10 protein-coding genes are annotated in these 17,247 nt (G+C 66.1%); 8 read left to right on the forward strand and 2 right to left on the reverse strand.

Annotation, left to right across the window (positions count from 1 at the left end):
• On the reverse strand, positions 1-1,508 hold a 1,508-nt coding region (locus tag A39O_RS36910; protein ID WP_020506609.1), incomplete at its 3' end, for an SUMF1/EgtB/PvdO family nonheme iron enzyme.
• 203 nt (positions 1,509-1,711) lie between these two features.
• Complete coding sequence (locus A39O_RS34440) at positions 1,712-2,416, reverse strand: DUF3782 domain-containing protein (RefSeq protein WP_245561948.1); 705 nt, start codon at positions 2,414-2,416, stop codon at positions 1,712-1,714.
• 165 nt (positions 2,417-2,581) lie between these two features.
• Between A39O_RS34440 and A39O_RS0120845 the strand changes: the two genes are divergently transcribed.
• The 8 genes from A39O_RS0120845 (at position 2,582) to A39O_RS0120880 (ending at position 17,055) form a co-directional block, all read left to right on the forward strand.
• Entirely contained in the window at positions 2,582-8,224 is a 5,643-nt protein-coding gene (locus A39O_RS0120845; RefSeq protein ID WP_020506610.1) for an RHS repeat-associated core domain-containing protein, read from the forward strand.
• Positions 8,225-8,331: 107 nt separating this feature from the next.
• On the forward strand, positions 8,332-10,581 hold the full coding sequence (gene parC / locus A39O_RS0120850; protein WP_026199594.1) for a DNA topoisomerase IV subunit A: 2,250 nt from the start codon (positions 8,332-8,334) through the stop codon (positions 10,579-10,581).
• 98 nt (positions 10,582-10,679) lie between these two features.
• The gene (locus A39O_RS34445) at positions 10,680-11,588 is read left to right on the forward strand and encodes a trypsin-like serine peptidase (RefSeq protein WP_020506612.1); all 909 of its coding nucleotides are present in this window, start codon (positions 10,680-10,682) and stop codon (positions 11,586-11,588) included.
• 1 nt (position 11,589) lies between these two features.
• Positions 11,590-11,862 carry a carboxypeptidase-like regulatory domain-containing protein gene (locus tag A39O_RS41085; protein WP_020506613.1) on the forward strand — a complete coding sequence of 91 codons (273 nt, stop codon included), beginning with the start codon at positions 11,590-11,592 and terminating at the stop codon, positions 11,860-11,862.
• A gap of 3 nt (positions 11,863-11,865) precedes the next feature.
• The gene (locus A39O_RS0120865) at positions 11,866-12,060 is read left to right on the forward strand and encodes a hypothetical protein (RefSeq protein ID WP_020506614.1); all 195 of its coding nucleotides are present in this window, start codon (positions 11,866-11,868) and stop codon (positions 12,058-12,060) included.
• 22 nt (positions 12,061-12,082) lie between these two features.
• Positions 12,083-13,150 carry a trypsin-like peptidase domain-containing protein gene (locus A39O_RS34450; protein WP_083924817.1) on the forward strand — a complete coding sequence of 356 codons (1,068 nt, stop codon included), beginning with the start codon at positions 12,083-12,085 and terminating at the stop codon, positions 13,148-13,150.
• Between the two features lie 18 nt (positions 13,151-13,168).
• Positions 13,169-14,224, forward strand: coding sequence for a hypothetical protein (locus A39O_RS0120875; protein ID WP_020506616.1), 1,056 nt, complete (start codon positions 13,169-13,171; stop codon positions 14,222-14,224).
• Positions 14,221-17,055, forward strand: coding sequence for an AAA family ATPase (locus A39O_RS0120880; RefSeq protein ID WP_020506617.1), 2,835 nt, complete (start codon positions 14,221-14,223; stop codon positions 17,053-17,055). The genes A39O_RS0120875 and A39O_RS0120880 overlap by 4 nt, the downstream gene beginning before the upstream one ends.
• Positions 17,056-17,247 lie beyond the last annotated feature (192 nt).

Here is a 17,247-nt window from a genome sequence, read left to right on the forward strand (position 1 = left end):
TCCCATTCGGCTTCCGTCGGCAAGCGATAGTGTTCGCCGGTCTCCTTCGACAGCCAGGCCGCATAGGCCACCGCGTCCTCCCAACTGACGTTGATCACCGGCCGCTCGCCCCGTCCCCAGCCGTTGTCGCCCGGCGGCTGTCGCCCGGTCGCCGTGCAGAAGGCGTCGAACTGCGCAAAGGTCACCGCGTACTTGCCGATCGAAAAGGCTCGGACGCGGACCTGGTGTCGTGGCCCTTCGTCCGCGAAGCGCTCCGGCTCGTCTGCCGGCGAGCCCATCCAGAACATGCCAGTGGGCAGGGCAATCATTTCGATCGGGATCAGCGTCAGCCGAAACACCGCGTCGGCCCACTGACTGGTGCGCAAGCGCAGCCGCTGCACTTCGGCTGTGTAGCCCGCGGCCCGCACCGCGACCTCCCGCTCACCGACCGCGATTTCACGCTTAAGGGGCGCGTCGGGCCGGGTCTGACCGATGACCTGACCATCGACCAGCACGTCGGCGGCGACGTTGGTCGTAACCCGCAGATTGGCGAAAAATTGCACCGGCGGCGGGGGCGCTTGCACGTCCGCCGTCGCTCCGGCGTGGGCCAAGCGCCGCTGCTCCGCTTCACGCACTTTGTCCGAACTGGTGAACAGGGGCACGCTGGCCAGCAGCCGCAGCCCAGTGCGGGCACCCGGGTCGCTGGTGAAGGGCGGCAGTGTCCAGCGCCAGGCGGCTCCGAGGTCGGTTGCGGGGCTGGCGGCGTGCCCGCCGACCGCCAGGGCGGCGGGGCGGCCCGGCCCGAGCACCCACTCGGCGGCGTTGCCGTAGAGGTCGTGTAGCCCGAGGGGGCTGGCGGTGCGCCCGCCAATGGGTTGGAAGGTCCCGCGGGCGTTGGCGGCAAACCAGGCATGGGCCGCCAGCCCGTCCGGCATGGGATAGCGCGGGGCGGCAAAGGACTCCGCCGGGACACTCAAGCCGCCGCGGGCGGCGTATTCCCATTCGGCCTCGGTCGGCAGACGCAGGTAGGCGGGGATGCCATCGACCCGCGGCAGACAGGGCCGGGGGCTGCCGTCACAGTCCGGAAGGTTGTCGGCGGCGGCGTTCAGCCACAGGGAGTAGCGGTCGGCCAGTTCCAGCGCCGCCCACCAGTCGCCGGTCTGCGGGGTTTGCCGCGCCGTCTGGGGCCGCGGGCAGGCACCCCCCGCGGCCCCGGCGGTCAGGGCCTGGGCCTGCCACTGGCTGACCTCGTATTTGCCGAGCAGCAGGTAGGGGGTGCCGTCTGCCCGGGTGAAGGGACCGGTGACCGGATAGCCGGCGTCCGGTTGGGGGGTGACCACTGCACGGAACGCCATGGCCGCGCCGCAGGGCAGCGGCAGGATGACATCGTCCGGCTGGGGCCGCGGGTTGTAGGTGGCCGCCGGCCAGGTCGGCGGCGGCGTCTCCGCGGCCGGGGCGAGCCCGGTGAACAGGAGGCTGATCAGTAGGATTGCCCAGGGCCAGCGGGGGATGGAAAGCCGTTGCATCATGTGGTTAGTTTACCACGCTGGGGTCACCCGTTGCGCCGCGGCAGGCAACCGTCGGCCATTCCAAGGGTGAGCAGCATCGCGCCGCCTCTGGTGGATGCGGCGCGCGCGACTGATCTACCGGGTCCCTGACACCGAGTGGCGCGCCTTATCCACCCTACAGCGGAGCCGGTTTCGTCGGGTGGATCAGCGCAGCGCATCCGCAGTCAGCCGCTTGGGATCGGCTGCGACGCGCCGGGGTCAATAGGCCCGCGGCTCAAACCCGGCGGGGACTTCCAGGGTGAAGACCTGATCGTGAATGCGCGCGACAAGAAACCCTCCCGCAGGACCCGCTCGCGCAAGGTGGGAGTCAGGTCCGCCGCGGCCAGGATGCCGTAGAGCCGTTTCTCCCGATGCGCGGGGAAAAAGTCCCGGAACCGATGCAGCAGGTTGTGCAACTGGGTGATCGCCTCTTCGCGCAGGTGGCTCTTGACCTCGACCAGATAGGCGGCGTTGACGGCGCCGTTGGCGTAGGCCAGAACATCGATCTCCAAGTGTTGTCCGTCTTTGACAGCGCGCACGCTGGGACTGATGACCTCCATGCCGAAGCGCTTGCGCAGCAGCCGTTCCATGGAGGGTAAGGCCAGCCCCTCGGTGAAGCTGCCGAATTTCTCGCCCAGGCCGCCGATCTGTTTGCCTAGTTCCCTGATCTGGCGATCGGTCTCGCGCCGCTCGCGGGCAAGCTCCTGAAATTGTAGGTCGGTTTCCTGAAACCGGCGGCCGGTTTCCTGGAACTGGCGATCGGTTTCCTGAAACCGGCGGTCAGTCTCCTGAAACATCCGCTCGGTCTCTCGATGCATCCGCTCGGTCTCTCGTTGCGCTGCAGTCAGTTCGCGCAACAAGGCCCAGACGTCGTCGGGGGTCGTAGCCATGGGTTGCTCCCTCCGGTCGTGGCGATGGCGAGAGTATAGCGCCAACGCCGGGTTTCGCTCGCGCTCTACCCAGCCGACGAAACCGGCTGCCCCGAGATCGCAATGCACCTCGCGCAAAGAGATTGTACTATCACAAAACCCAAGTTCTTGTAAGGAGAACGCAAGATGTTGCCGGCGCTCCGCTGTCGATTCACCTTGGTCATCGCGTTGGTTTGGGCGGCTCAGCCGCTATGGGCGCTGCCCCCGGCCGCCCCCGGCGGCGGAGACTTGAATTGGCAGGTTGGGTACGACGCGCAAGGGCGGACCGCCGCCCTCACCGACCCGGCCGGACGGGTGACCCGGTTCACCTATGAACCGGATGGGCAGCAACAGGTGCGCCGCCTGGTGATGACCGGTCCGGACGGCACGATCGTGACCCGCGACCTGGATGAACGCGGCCGGCTGGTGGAGATGCGTGACGGCGCCGGGAGCCTGGTCTACGGCTACGATGACCTGGGGCGGTTGAACCGGGTGGAGCGGGAGGGCGCACCCGCGCTCCACTACACCCACGATACGGCTGACCGGATTAAGACGCTGCGTATCGGCGACGCCTTCCACATCGGCTACACCTATGACTTCCGCGGCCGCCTGGAGTCCATCGACACCCCCGCCGGCCCCATTCGCTACGCCTATCTCGCCGCCGAGGGTCAGGTGGTCCGGAATCTGCCGAACGGTCTGACGACGGTGTGGCGCTATGCCCCAGATGGGACCCTGGAAACGCTCTCCCATCTCCTGCGAACCGATCCCCAGGGGACGCGGGGCACGGTTCTCTGCGAGTACACCTATAGCTACTGGCCGGACGGGCTGATTGCGGCGGTGGTCGAGCGCACCAGGACCGGCGACATCCGGCGCAGCTACCAATACGATCAGCTTGGCCGACTGGAGCGCGCCCAGGGCCTGCCGCGCCCGCAATATGTCTATGGTTACGACACGGTGGGCAATCGCACCCAGACCCTGTCGACCGTGCAGGCCCGGCGCCGGTTCGGCTATGACTGGGCCGGGCGTCTCACCGCGACCGCGGGGGCGGCAACGGCCCATGATGCGGCGGGCAACCTGACCGCCCTGACCCTCGGCGGCAAGACCTGGACCTACGGCTTCGACAGCGCCAATCGGCTGGTGAGTGTCAGCGGTTCCAAGGCGCGCTACCGCTATGACGGGGACGGCAACCTGATCGAGCGCACGGTCGACGGGCAGCGCCTGACCTTTGTTCCGGACCCCTTGTCGGATGCGTGGCGGCCCTTGGTGACGACGGATGCGGCGGGCGAGCGCACCTTCACCCTTTGGGACGGGGGCACGCCGTTGCTGGTGATGCGCCAGGGGCAACCGGAGTATCTGCTCCATGACCACTTGGGCTCGGTGCGGCTGATCGCCGATCGCCGGGGCCAGGTGATCCGGCGGATCGAGTACGAGCCCTTCGGCGTGATGGAAGACGCCGCGGCGGCCAAGGACTTCGCGCCGCGGTTTGCCGGATTGTTCTGGGACCCGGCCGGCGAGGTCTATCTGACGCGGGCACGGGCTTACGCGCCGGCACTGGGGCGCTTTCTGCAGGTCGATCCGCGGCACCGGGTGCCTACCGGGGCGCAGGAGGACTTGGGTCTGTACGCGTACTGTGGGAGTGATCCGCAGAATTTCGTCGATGCGACCGGCGCCACGCGGACAGCGGCGGAGCAGCGTACCGAGATGCGCGACCGGGCATCGGAGATGACCCGCAAGCAGCGGGAGATGCAGGCGGCAATGCGCTTCCAACAGATGGACATGCGCGAGCGGCAGCGCGCGATGCTCGACCGGATACGAGAGCAGTCACGGGGCGTTGCAATGCGACAGTGGCAGGGAGCGGTGACGTTCAGAGATGACTTGCGCTACGTTCAACCACGCGTCACCCTGGTGATGGCGGCGAATCTGTTCGAGCTGGGCAGCATTCCGTTCGGGGGCGCCCTCCTCTCTTTTATTGGAGGCGCTGTCGGGGCGGGCGCCGACAGGCTAATAGAAGACATCTCTACGCGAACTGGCGATGGCCTGCTGAGAAATGAACTGCAAAAAAAGCGATCGATCATTACGGACGCCTCCAATCGCATCACTCTGGCATTGCTGAGTCATGATATAGGGAAGCTGCTTTGGAATATGCGAAGTGAACAGTATTTGATCGGGCGGGCGGGAGACCGGATCGAGACAAAATTTGATGTTGAGGGGAGTCCGTACACACTCAAACTCCAACGCGATCGGTACCGGGTGCCATGGGATGAGACGGCAGCGATCTTTGGTAGTTGGTCGCGCGATGAAATAAGCAGTCGCGTTGGAGAAAACGCTTTCTCCGCTGGCACAGGGCTTCTTAACGCGACCGGTCGCTTTTTTAGACGCGCCGCTGGTCAGGGTTTGAACTTCGTCGGAGAATCATCCAACTGGATCGGCGAAAACCGAAGCGGCGGGGCGCTCGCCAAAGATTGGCAGAAGGATGCACTCGGCCGATTACCCTTAGGCGAGACGACAGTCGGTGTGACAGGCAAGGCCGGCGTCAACGATCGAAATCTCCGGTGGGACGAAGCCGCCAAGTGGCACGACGTTCAGGATTACGTGAACTGGCACGCCCCTGGCAAAGGCATTGAGGTCAAGGTTCCCTGGGGTAATGGGGAATTCAGGTATTTCGTGTCCAGGGGCCGCGATTCGTCCGCGCATGACCGCGAAGTCGGGCGGCTGGCGCTGGACAAGCGATTGCCGTTTCCAATGACCGAACAGCCAAGCACCGCTCATCCGGTGGATTTGGCCGAGATCAAGGCGCGGTTCCCGGTCGTCGGCACGCCATCGATCCAAGAACCAACAAAGGTTGGCGGGGTTTATCTCGGTGGAAGCGGACAAGCCCTCGACGGTATCGGCCTGCTCGACGGCATCACCCTCGATGCCAACAATAACCTGATTTTGCTGAACCAGGGTGGTCAGCAACTGAGCCTGCCGCCGCTGCGGCTGGACGATGTGGTGACGATTTTCCGCTCGGTCTATCTCCATGGGGAGGCGCCGTCGGTGAGTATCGACCCCAATCCGGATGACCCGAAGGGATCGGCCATGATCATCCGCCATGGTCAGGCCACCGCGCAGACCTATGTGGGTTGGGTGCTGTTTCAGGCGGACCGCCTGATGAAGGGCTATACCCTGGGTGCCGACAACGACACGGGCAAGACGCTCAAGTCCGGCGTACCCGGTTTCGGCAAGGTTCTGGATACGCTCTACTTCGGCGGCGGGATGCCCGGCAAGGGCCAGCAGGAGGGACATTGGGAGCGCTTCTGGATCGTCCCCGCACAGACCAACCGCCTCGGCGGCGAGCGGCAGACGCTGACTCTGTTCGACGTGCCGCTCAAGGTCAAGACCCAGTCCATGAAATGGGAGAACGGCAAGCTGGTGGATGACACCAGCGGCCGGTCGTCGCCCGGCGCGACCGCCTTCACGGATTGGTTCAGCACGCATTACGACGCGATTGCCGCCGAGCGGCTGCTCCTGCCGCCCCCCGAGTCCGGACTGACCAAGCCGGTGCCGGTGTTCGCCGAACTGCGGCGGATTGCGCTGATCACCGCCATCGCGGAACAGCTCCGCGACCAAGGGGTGCCCTTGCCGTTCTGGATGCGCGACTACCAGGTGACCCCGGTGCCCGTCGACCACCTGACTCCCGGACTGGAGTTGACGCGGTCGCGGGGGCGCGTCATGGCGCGGGTGTTTGGCGGGGTGAGTCTCGCGCCCGAGGACAGGTCGGTGCGTGACTTCCGGCCGGGCAGTGATCTGTCCGGATTGAGCGCGCCGCAACAGCGGGCCGCCCGCGCGGGTCTGGCGCGGGCAGCGCGGTTGGAGACCGCCGTTCGCGTCGCGCTCGGATCGGTGGAACCGCTCCAGATCAGTCGGTTGAAAGAAGCCGACGGGAGCGCCCAGGCGGTTGCCCTGCCCGGCGCCCAGACTCTGGCGTTGGCACCGGGCCGGCTGGATGAGGTGGATCTGGCGGTTCCGCTTGGCGGCGGTCTTGCGGTTGAGCTGGTCCGCGGCTATCACTCGTTCTTCAACCCGGACGGCCCTTGGGGTAAGGGTTGGGCGTTCGATTTGCCGCGCCTGCAAGCGCTGCAGGTGCCGGTCGAGCGCAAGGGGAACTCGGTGTCCTTCCAGACCGCCTACGAGACGGTGACACCCCTCAACAGCCAATATGCCCGTTTCTCCCGGATCGAGCCGGTGGCGGCGCTCGAGGGCGTCCAACTGATGGTGCCGGATCGGCCCGTCACCGGGGAGCCGTCGCCGTTTTATGGGTTGACCAAGGCGCACCCCGCGTTCTACTCCGGGCCGACCCATGAACTGATCCGCAAGGACGGCGCGACCTGGCATTTTGATCTGACCGGAAACCTGGTGGCAATCCAGTCCGGTGGGGTGCGGGTGGACTACGAACGGGATGGAGACGGCCGGCTGTCACGGATCGTGGGCCACCGCGGTCAACGACCGCTGGCCACCATCGAACTGACCTATAACCCATCAGGCCAGATTGAAACGGCAACCGGCAGCGCCGCCGGGCAACCGGATCAGGTCGCCCTTGTGACCTACCGGTATGACGCGAATGGTCGACTGTCCCAGGTGGAGTCGCCGGCCGGTAGGCGCGGTTACCGCTATCAAGGGGCCTGGGTGACGGCGGTGACCTTCGCGTCCACTCCCGGCGCGCGGGACGTCGCGGACGACCCGGTGATTCACCACTTCGACTACGATGCGCGCGGCCGACTGCTGCGCGAAATCGCGGCAGACGGGACGGCGACTGACTATCGGGTCACCAGCGACGCGCACGGCAGTCGCCTCGCGGTGACCCCGGCAGGCCAGGCCGACGGCGCCGAGACCGTCCGCTATGATGACGCCTTGCGCCCGATCGCGGCCAGCTATGCGGATGGAATGGGCGCTGCCTGGCACTATCCGGACGCGGGCGGGACGGTCCTGGAAGTGGCGGGAACGGACGGCAGTGCTTTGGCCAAGGTCACGGAGTCCGCCGATCAGCGGCAGCGCACCCTGGCGTTGGCGGGCGGTGTGGAGATCACCAGTGAGCATGATGAAGCAGGGCGTTTGACCGCGCTCGCGGAGAACGGTCAGACCTTGATAGAGCAGTCGTGGACTGTCGACGGGCGGTTGCGGACCGCTGCCACCGACTTCCAGACCGAACACTACGAGTACGATGCGGATGGACTGGTCTCACGTGTGGTCCGTACCCCTCCCGGAGCGCCGGAAAACGCGAACGACTGGGAGGCCACCCGGTTCGACCCCTTCGGCAGACCGCTGGAGATCGCCGACCCGGATGGGCCGCGCCTGGCCCTGAACTACGACGACTCGGGTGAACTGAAGGAGGTCGTGACCCGGCAACGCGGACAGTCCTTTGGTGTTGTGATTGGGCGCGACGCGGCTGGCCGGGTCGAGCGCATCACGTCTCCCGCTGGCAGTCAGACCTACAGTTACGACGCGGATGGCGTGCTCGCGGCCGTGACCGAGGAGAAAACGGGTGCGACCGCCAGTGCCGAATGGAACGCCGGACTGTTGCGCCAGGTGACGCGGTTCGATGGGGGCAAGCTGTCCCTCAGCTATTTTGAGGATGCCGAGCGCGCCGGATTACTGCAATCCGTCACCACACCCAACGGCCTCACCCTGACCTATGACTACGATCCGGAAGACCGGTTGGTCGAGGTGAATGTCGGCAAGCGGTCGCGGCTGCGGTTTGACTACGATGATAGCGGCAGAATCAGCGGTTGGGGCTACCATCCTGCACCTTGAGGGCCGAACGAGACCGTCAGATTTTGAACTGCGCCCCCGCCCCTCTGGTCCTGATCCTGCGCTTGCCGCATCATGCGCGGTTATCTTCCGCGGACTGGATTGGATCGATGACGGACATACGTCTCTACAACGCCGAGGGCCTGGAACACCAGCCGCTCGCGACCTTCACCGAGAAGGCGTACCTGGACTATTCCATGTACGTGATCCTCGATCGCGCTCTGCCCTACGTGGCCGACGGGCTCAAACCGGTGCAGCGGCGCATCCTCTACGCCATGTCGGAGCTGGGGCTCTCGGCGGCGGCCAAATTCAAGAAATCGGCGCGCACCGTGGGCGACGTGCTGGGCAAGTTCCATCCGCACGGGGATACCGCCTGCTACGAGGCCATGGTGCTGATGGCGCAGCCGTTCAGCTACCGCTACCCCTTGATCGACGGTCAGGGCAACTGGGGGTCACCCGACAACCCGAAGTCGTTCGCCGCCATGCGCTACACCGAGTCGCGCCTGACACCCTACGCGGAGCTGCTGCTCGGCGAACTGGATCAGGGCACGGTCGACTGGCAGCCCAACTTCGACGGGACCCTGGAGGAACCCAAGCTGTTGCCGGCGCGCCTGCCCAACCTGCTGCTCAACGGCACCACCGGCATCGCGGTCGGCATGGCGACGGACATTCCCTCGCACAATTTGCGCGAGGTGGCGCGTGCCTGTATTCACTTGCTGGACCACCCGCAGGCCACGGTCGAGGACCTGTTCGTCCACTGTCCGGGACCGGATTTCGCGACCGCGGGCGAGATCATCACGCCCCCCGATGAGCTGCTGAAGATCTATCAGACCGGCAACGGCAGCCTGCGCCAGCGCGCCGTCTATGAGGTTGAGCAGGGCGAGATCATCATCACCGCCCTGCCCTATCAGGTCTCGGGTGAGCGGCTGATGGAACAGATCGCCGCGCAGTTCAACGCCAAGAAGCTGCCGATGATCGAGGACTTCCGCGACGAGTCGGATCACGAATTCCCGACCCGTCTGGTGATCGTCCCGCGCTCCAACCGGGTCGACCTGGACCGACTGATGTCGCATCTCTTCGCCACCACCGACCTGGAGCGCAGTTACCGCGTCAACCTCAACATGATCGCCGGCGACGGCCGCCCGCGGGTCATGAACCTCAAGGAGATTCTTGCCGAGTGGCTGACCTTCCGCACCGCCACGGTGCGGCGGCGCCTCGAACACCGACTGGGCAAGGTGCTGGATCGCCTGCACCTGTTGGACGGCCTGCTGATCGCCTATCTCAACATCGATGAGGTGATCCGCATCATCCGCACCGAGGATGAGCCCAAACCAGTGCTGATCGCGCGCTTTGCCCTCAGCGACGCCCAGGCCGAGTACGTGCTCAACACCCGGTTACGGCAACTGGCGCGGCTGGAGGAGATGAAAATCCGCGGCGAGCAGGCCGAGCTGGCCGCGGAGCGCGACCGGCTTCAGGCGCTCCTGGGCGACGCGGCGCTGCTCACCCGACTGATCCGCGACGAGATCACCGCCGATGCCGAGAAATACGGCGATGCCCGCCGCTCGCCCCTGGTCGCCCGCACCGCGGCGAGCGCACTCGACGAGACCGAAGTGACCCCGAGCGAGCCGGTGACCGTCGTCCTGTCCGAGAAGGGCTGGGTGCGCGCCGCCAAGGGGCACGAGGTCGACCCCGTCGGGTTGAGTTACCGCTCCGGTGACCAGTTTCTCGCGGCGGCCCGCCTGCGCAGCAACCAGACCGCCGTCTTCCTAGACTCCACCGGCCGCAGCTACTCGCTGTCGGCCCATACGCTGCCGTCGGCGCGAGGTCAGGGCGAACCACTCACCGGACGGTTGGACCCGCCCAAGGGAGCCAGCTTCGTCGCTGTGCTGGGCGAGTCCGCCGCGACCCAACTGCTGCTCGCCAGCGATGCCGGTTACGGATTCATCGTGCGTATGGAAGAACTCTACGCCAAGGGCAAGGCCGGCAAGGCGGTGCTGACCCTGCCCGCGGGCGCCCTGGTGCTGCCGCCGCTGCCGCTGCCCGACCTGGCGGGCGTGCGTCTGGCCGCCGTCAGCCAGAGCGGTCACCTGCTGGTCTTCCCGGTGTCTGATCTGCCCGAGATGCCGCGCGGCAAAGGCAACAAAATCATCAGTCTCCCCACCGCCAAGGGCGCCGAGACGCAGGATCGGGTGGCCGCGCTCGCGGTAGTCCGCGCCGGCGGCAGCCTGGTCATCCTCTCCGGCAAGCGCACTTTCACCCTCAAGCCGGCCGATCTGGATGTGTATCAGGGCGAACGCGGCCGCCGCGGCAAGCCGCTGCCGCGGGGGTTCCAGCGGGTGGAGGGGCTGCAGACGGAGTAGCGCAGCTAGAAATCTGCTACGCTATCAGAGGTTCCAAGTATTGTTCCTCGGCCCCACATGGGTTTACATCCGCGTGACGACAGTCCACAGGAGGACTTATGGCGCTGAAGTCTGTCGACAGCCCCGAACCACGGGGGCCGTTTGAAAGCAACAAGGAGGCAGCGGCGCTGGAGCCGCGCGAGGTGATCGGCGGCACCCCGGGGGCGGCCGACGCGACTCCGGCTCGGGCCTCGACGCGCTTCCTGGTGCGCGGCACTCGCGACGCGCCCTTGCGCAACCCTTCGTCGGTCTTGGAGAGCATCCTGACCGACGTCGATCGCAGGAAGCAGATCATCGAGACTGAACTCACGCCGTGGCGAATGATCTGCGCGCTCGAAATCACCAGCCAGAGCGGCTTTACCTACCTCGGCACCGGTTGGTTCGCAGCGCCGCGCACGGTCATCACTGCGGGCCACTGCGTGTTCGATCCTGTCGAACTCGGCGGCTGGGCGAAGTCGATCAAAGTCATTCCCGGCCGCGACGACGACGAGGAACCCTTCGGGTCGGCGACATCGTCGAGGTTCTCAACCACCGACATGTGGCTCGCCTCGCAGGATCCTGACTTCGACTACGCGGCGATCCGCCTCGATACAGACCTCGGATCCGAGGTCGGTACCTTCGGTATCGCCGTGCTGCCCGACGCCGAGATCACCAATCGCCTAGTGAACGTCAGTGGCTACCCCGTCAGTCCGGGAAACGGCCGACAGCAGTATTTCCACGCGAACCGAGTGAAGGCGGTTACCGAGCGCCGCGTGTTCTACGATGTCGACACGATCGGCGGTCAAAGCGGTTCCCCGGTGTGGGCGTACCTCGACGATCACTCGGACGTGCCGACCGTGGTGGCGATCCATGCCTACGGCATCGGCGGCGCGCCGGCCAACCTCCAGGTCGTCGCCAACTCGGGGCCGCGCATCCTGCCCGACGTCCTGGACGTGCTCAAGGGTTGGATCGCGACAGGTAATCCGTAACTTGAGCCGGGCGCTGCGTTGCGGCCGCGTCCTGGACGCCGCGGGCAACGGTGTGACCGGGGCACGTGTGTCAGTCGTTTGGGGCACAGCGCCGACGCCCGAGATCGGTCGGCGCACCGGTGACGACGGGGCGTTTCAGGTTGGGCTGCCGCCGGGGCTGTTCCGCCTGCAGGCGGTCACCGATTCGGGCTCCACCGGCGAAGTGGAAGTCGAAGGCGGCGAGGGACGCGACATCCTGATTCGGATCGAAGCGTCGCCTGGGCGCGGCGGGTGACAGATGAACATGTGGCACTTACGCGGTGTCCTCCCGGTCGCACTGGCGACCGGGACGGCGTGGATGTTCAACGACCCGGACTTCGGGACGACGCTGGACTTGGCGTCGAGCTTCGGCATGACGACGTTCGGTGGCGGTTTCCAGAATCTGACACCGACCTCGGTTGCCACCCAGATGAACGTAAAGGTTCCCAAGTAACCGGACCAAGAGGAGCACTTGCATGCCGACCTGGACACCCAGCGGTCCCTGGAAAATGCGGTTCAGGAAAGCGCTGGACGACGCATTCGATGAGGCGACCTTCACGCTGCTTCTCGCCGACTATTTCGACGTGCAGTTCGCGAAGGTCTCAGCACCTGGCTTTGGCAAGGAGTTCCAGAACCGCCTGCAAGAGGTGATCGATAAAGCGCGCATGGAGGACTGGCTGCTGGACCTCGTCGTGGCGGCCCACGAACGGCGCGCCAAGAACTCTGCGCTCGCCTCCATCGCCCAAGACCTCGGACTCACCATCGCGGGTCCCAGGCTGATCAACACGACGGGCAAGTCGCTTGAAGACATCGTCCGGGACAATGCGAAATTCATTAACCCCGCGGTCTTCACCGAGCGCCTGCCGCAGCTCGAGGGGCAGGTGTGCTGGATCGACATCCCGGGCGGCGGCGGTACCGGATTTCTCGTCGGTGCGGACCTGGTCCTGACCAACAATCACGTCGTTCAGCGCATTCTCAAAGGCGAGGCGCGGGCGCAAGACGTCAGGTGCCGATTCGACTACCGTCAGGCGCTCGACGGGTCGGTGCCGACGAGGACGCCGGCGACGGTCAGCCTGGCGACCGACTGGCTGGTGGACTCAAAGCCGCCGAGCATTTTCGACTGGGACCTGGACCTCGGCGAAGCGGATGAAGAGGAAAGCGACTACGCGCTCATCCGCCTGGAGGAGGCGATCGGCGACCTGCCGATCGGCGGAGACACGGTCGATGTGCAGGCGCAGCCCCGCGGTTTTGTCGACACGGTCGGCGATGTCCCCGCACTGACCACCGGCAACCAGGTGTTTTTGCTGCAGCACCCCAGAGGCGAGCCGCTCCAGCTCACCGTCGGCACCATCGTCGCGTTCAATCACGCGGGCACCCGCGTGCGCTACGACGCGAACAGCAAGGACGGCTCGTCGGGCTCGCCGGTGTTCGACGCGGATCTCAAGCTCGTAGCACTGCACCACGCGCGCGACCCGGCGGAGCCGCCGCAATGGAATCAGGCGATCCCGTTCGCCGTGGTCAAGAAGGTCTGGAAATTTCCCTAGCGCGAGGCTGCTGGAATCATGAACCTCACCAACCCGCAGATCGACGAGCTCGCGGACGAGCTGGACCAGCACTCCGACGATGGTCGGCTCCAACTGATGGCTACTGACCTAGGGGTCAACTGGGCGAACCTGACCAACGGCATCACGCCGTTCCGGGAGCGGGCCGCCACGCTGATCCGATACCTGAACGGACAACTGCCGCCGCGTGACGCGGAGCTGCTGGAGATGGTGCGCACGCGCGGCAATGCCCGCCTGCAGGCCGTCGCGGCGCGGCTGATGGCGCCCACCTACTACTCACCGACCGGTGACGCGCACGATGCGACCGTCCTCGGCCGCACGGCCTTCATCGCGCGCCCCGACCTGCGCGCGCGGATCCACGAGTTCACGACCGGCGCGAACAATTACACGACACGCATGCTGGTCGTGCGGGGCGGCACGCCCGGTGGCAAGTCGTACACATGGGAGTATCTCAAGCACCTCGCGTTCGCGACTGTCGGTGCGCAACCGTTCCGCCACCGCCTCAAGGGTAAGGGAGAGGCGTACCTGCCTCGCCACCTGTTCGAGGACGTGTTCCGTCTGCTCGACCTCGACGCGTCGGCGTTGCCGCCGCTGACCGACGACCCGCAGCTCGCCAGGCTCGACGCGCTGTTGGCCACATTCAAGGGGAAGATCGTCGGGCTTGGACGACGCTCTTGGCTCGTGATCGACGACCTCAACGAGCCGACGGTAACGCCCGCGGTGCGCGAGGCGGCCTTCGCCATGGCGCAGGCCGCAGAGGAACTCAAGCCACAGCGGCTGTGGATCGCTCTGCTCGGCTACAACGACTTGATCGCGGATCCCGACCTCCGCCATATTTTGCAGGACGACGCCGAGTATCCGACCGCGTGGTTCGTGGCGCAGCACCTGCAAGCGCTGTCGAGCGCTGGCCCGAACCCACTCGCGGGGAATCGCGCCACGGAAATCGCCGACCTGCTGTTCCAGAAATACCAGACACTCGACAAGGCCGCTATGATCGAACTGACGGCCCGGGTCGAACAGATGGGCGAGAAGCTGCGTAACGGGCAGCAGCCATGACCCACGCGCAAGCCCCCCAGGCGAAACTCACGCTCGATGACCTTGAGCGTTTCCTTGCAGAGCCCCCCATGGAAGATGCGCTGGTACCCTACTGCGACGCGGCGGCGGTGCTCGCGGCCTTCGATCCGCTTGCGCTCCAGCCCGTCGGCGGCGACGCCAGGATGCCTGCGAACTTGCTGGAGTGGCTGCGACCGCTCTGCGAAGTGGCGACGGGCTCGGTCGAGACAAGCCGTTGGGCACTGTCGTTCTCCGAGCGGCGCAAGGCGCTACGTCGTTTGGGGACGCGCGAGCGGATGAAGGCGGCGCTCGCAGCCAATCGCAGGGACGACGACAGCGCGCTGCAGCGCGCGTTCGAGCGCGTGCTCCAACCGGAGCCCATCGCGCTCGAAACGCTCTCGCGCGATGAACTCGCCTCGCTGCATACAGTGCACGGCTGGCTCGTGGATATCCTCGACGGACTGCCGGACCCGGCGGCGATCGACAAGATGCTCAACCGGAAGGACCTGCTCGCGCCGATGCACCGCCTGACGGCCACGGGCGTCGTCGGGCGCGAACAGGAGCTTGCCCGCCTTGATCGCTTCGTGGCTGGACCACCGCCGGTCGCGCCGCTTTTCGTGCACGGTCCTGGCGGCGTCGGAAAGTCAACCTTGCTGGCCCGGTTCATCCTGGACCAGGTCGAGAAGAAGGATCTGCCGGTCGCTTACCTCGACATCGACCGCCCAACGATCCGGCCCGAGTACCCAGGAACGCTGTTGCTCGATGCGCTGAGTCAATTGCAGCCGCAGCTCGATGCGCCCATGTCGGACGTCGAGAGCGTGGCCAAGGAACTTGAGTACGCACAGCTGCGCCACGACTCGGTGCGCCACTTCGAGTCGTTTTCGGGGGACGAGTGGACCACAGAGATCTTCCCACGCAAGCTCACCCAGTGGGCAAAGGGACGCACCGTCCTGATCGTGGTCGACACCTTCGAAGAGGTGCAGTTCCTTGGGCGCGATGTCACCGAGACGTTCCTTGGGTTATCTTTTGAGCTGCAAAGGCTGGCGCGGGTCGCGCGGGTCGTGCTCTCAGGGCGCGCACTGCCTATCGAGTATGTCGCCCGAGCGTTTCCGCAGGTGTTGCAGCAGGCGCGCGGATCGCTGGACGATCCAATGCCCCTCGAGCTCATCCCCGAGCCGCAGCGCCCCGTCACCCTGGACGTTCTCGACCCAGTATCTGCCCGCCAGCTACTGCGCACCTGCGTCATGGCTGAAGGAATCCCCGCGCTTTCCGAACGGGACCTCGACGATATCATCCGCGTCGTAAGTCGCAACCCGATGTGCCTGAAGCTGGCCGCACGCCTGCTACGCGACGAGGGTGTCGCGGCGCTCAGCAAGGACCGCACGGCGCTGCTGACGAAGCTGCGTGCCGAGAAGATCCAGGCCCTGCTGTACGGGCGCATTCTGCTTCACCTGCACGGGGACGACGTGCGGAAGGTCGCGTATCCAGGGCTGGTGGTGCGCAGGGTGGACCCAGGTGTCGTGGAGAACGTCCTCGCCGAGCCCTGCGGCTTGATGTTCAAGGATGGGCGCACGCCGTTCAGGATCGTGAGCGACCTTGCCCGAGAGGCCGCGCTCGTCGAGGTCGATCCCGCCGATGGCAGCCTGCGTCATCGTCCCGACGTGCGCCGCACCATGCTGGAGGATCTCACCGATTACGTCGATGCGTCGGTGGTCGAGAAGATCAACAGAAGCGCCGTCGCGTACTACGAGACCCAGGACGGGCCGATTGCCCGCGCCGAGGAAATTTACCACCGGCTCCGCCTGCGGCAACCGCCCGCGACCATAGCCCCGCGCTGGACCGACGCGGCTGGCCCACGGCTCAAGGGCGCGCTCGACGAGCTTGCAGCCGAGCAGAGGCTGTGGCTGGCGGAGCGCCTGGGGGTGACGCTCGACAAAAGCGTGCGGCAGTCCGCGGACCAGGCGGCATGGGAGGCGCAGGTCGCGCGGTCGGCCGATCGCTACCTGCAGGGTCAAGCGCCCGAGAAAGCGCTGAAGGTGCTGCACGAGCGGTCCGCTCGTCTGCCGAGGAGCGCGCTTTTCGGCATCGAAGCGGAGGCTTACCGGTTCCTGGGGCAGGCCGACAACGCCCTTGCCGTGGCGCGGCGCGGTGTCGAGTCCGCCACCGCCGCGGGCGCGATCGACATGGCGCTCGAGTTGCTGCTCCGCATGGTGGTGATCGACGAGGGACGCGGGAACCTCCAAGGTGCCGAGCAGACGCTGAAGGAAGCCATGGCAGTGGCGGACCACAGCGGCAATCGCCTGCTGCGGTTCCGCGTGGCAGTTACCAGGCTCCGGCTTCATCGCCAACTGCACCCGGATTCGCGTGCCGATCGTGCGACGCTTCGCCGCGAGGCACTCGCGATGCTCGACGACGAGCTGCTCCGCAAGCTGCGCGATCAACCCGTACTGCTGCGTGAGGCGGCCGCGGAGCTCGCCAAGGACGAGCCGCGCCTCGCCGCCGCGGCGATCGAGACGCTGGGCATCGAGGTCGCGTCCGACTCGCAGGCCGAGTCGTTCGGGCGCGCTCTGGCCGACGCGGCCGGCAACATGAAGGCGCCGCGCGGAAAGAGGCTCGACGGCGTGCTGCAAGAGGTCGTGGAGTCGAACTTCGATGCAGCCGTGGTTCGAAAATTGGCGACAGAGGTTCTCACAGGCCGCGACACACGCCAACTCGGCACCGAGTTGCTAAACACGGAGGCGGGCCATGTGGCGCTACGCGGGTTCCGCGATTACTTCCGTGCCGGCGTCGCCGACTCGCTGTCGAGCACTGCATCGAAGCTGCTCTCGAAGTGATCGGGGGCAAGCGGACGCCCATAGGCTGACGGTATGTCCTCACTCGACTCCGGCGGCGTTGCGGAGAGGGTCGTTTGCGCAATCGGCTTACCGCAAGAGATTTTCTGACTTCGGCGTTGACTCCGAGCACCTCAGCCCCGATGAAGTTCGTCTGAGGTGTTTACCTTGGGCTAACGAACTTACTCAACCGAT

The sequence above is a fragment of the Lamprocystis purpurea DSM 4197 genome, assembly GCF_000379525.1.
In the GTDB taxonomy this organism is placed as follows: Bacteria; Pseudomonadota; Gammaproteobacteria; order Chromatiales; family Chromatiaceae; genus Thiodictyon; species Thiodictyon purpureum.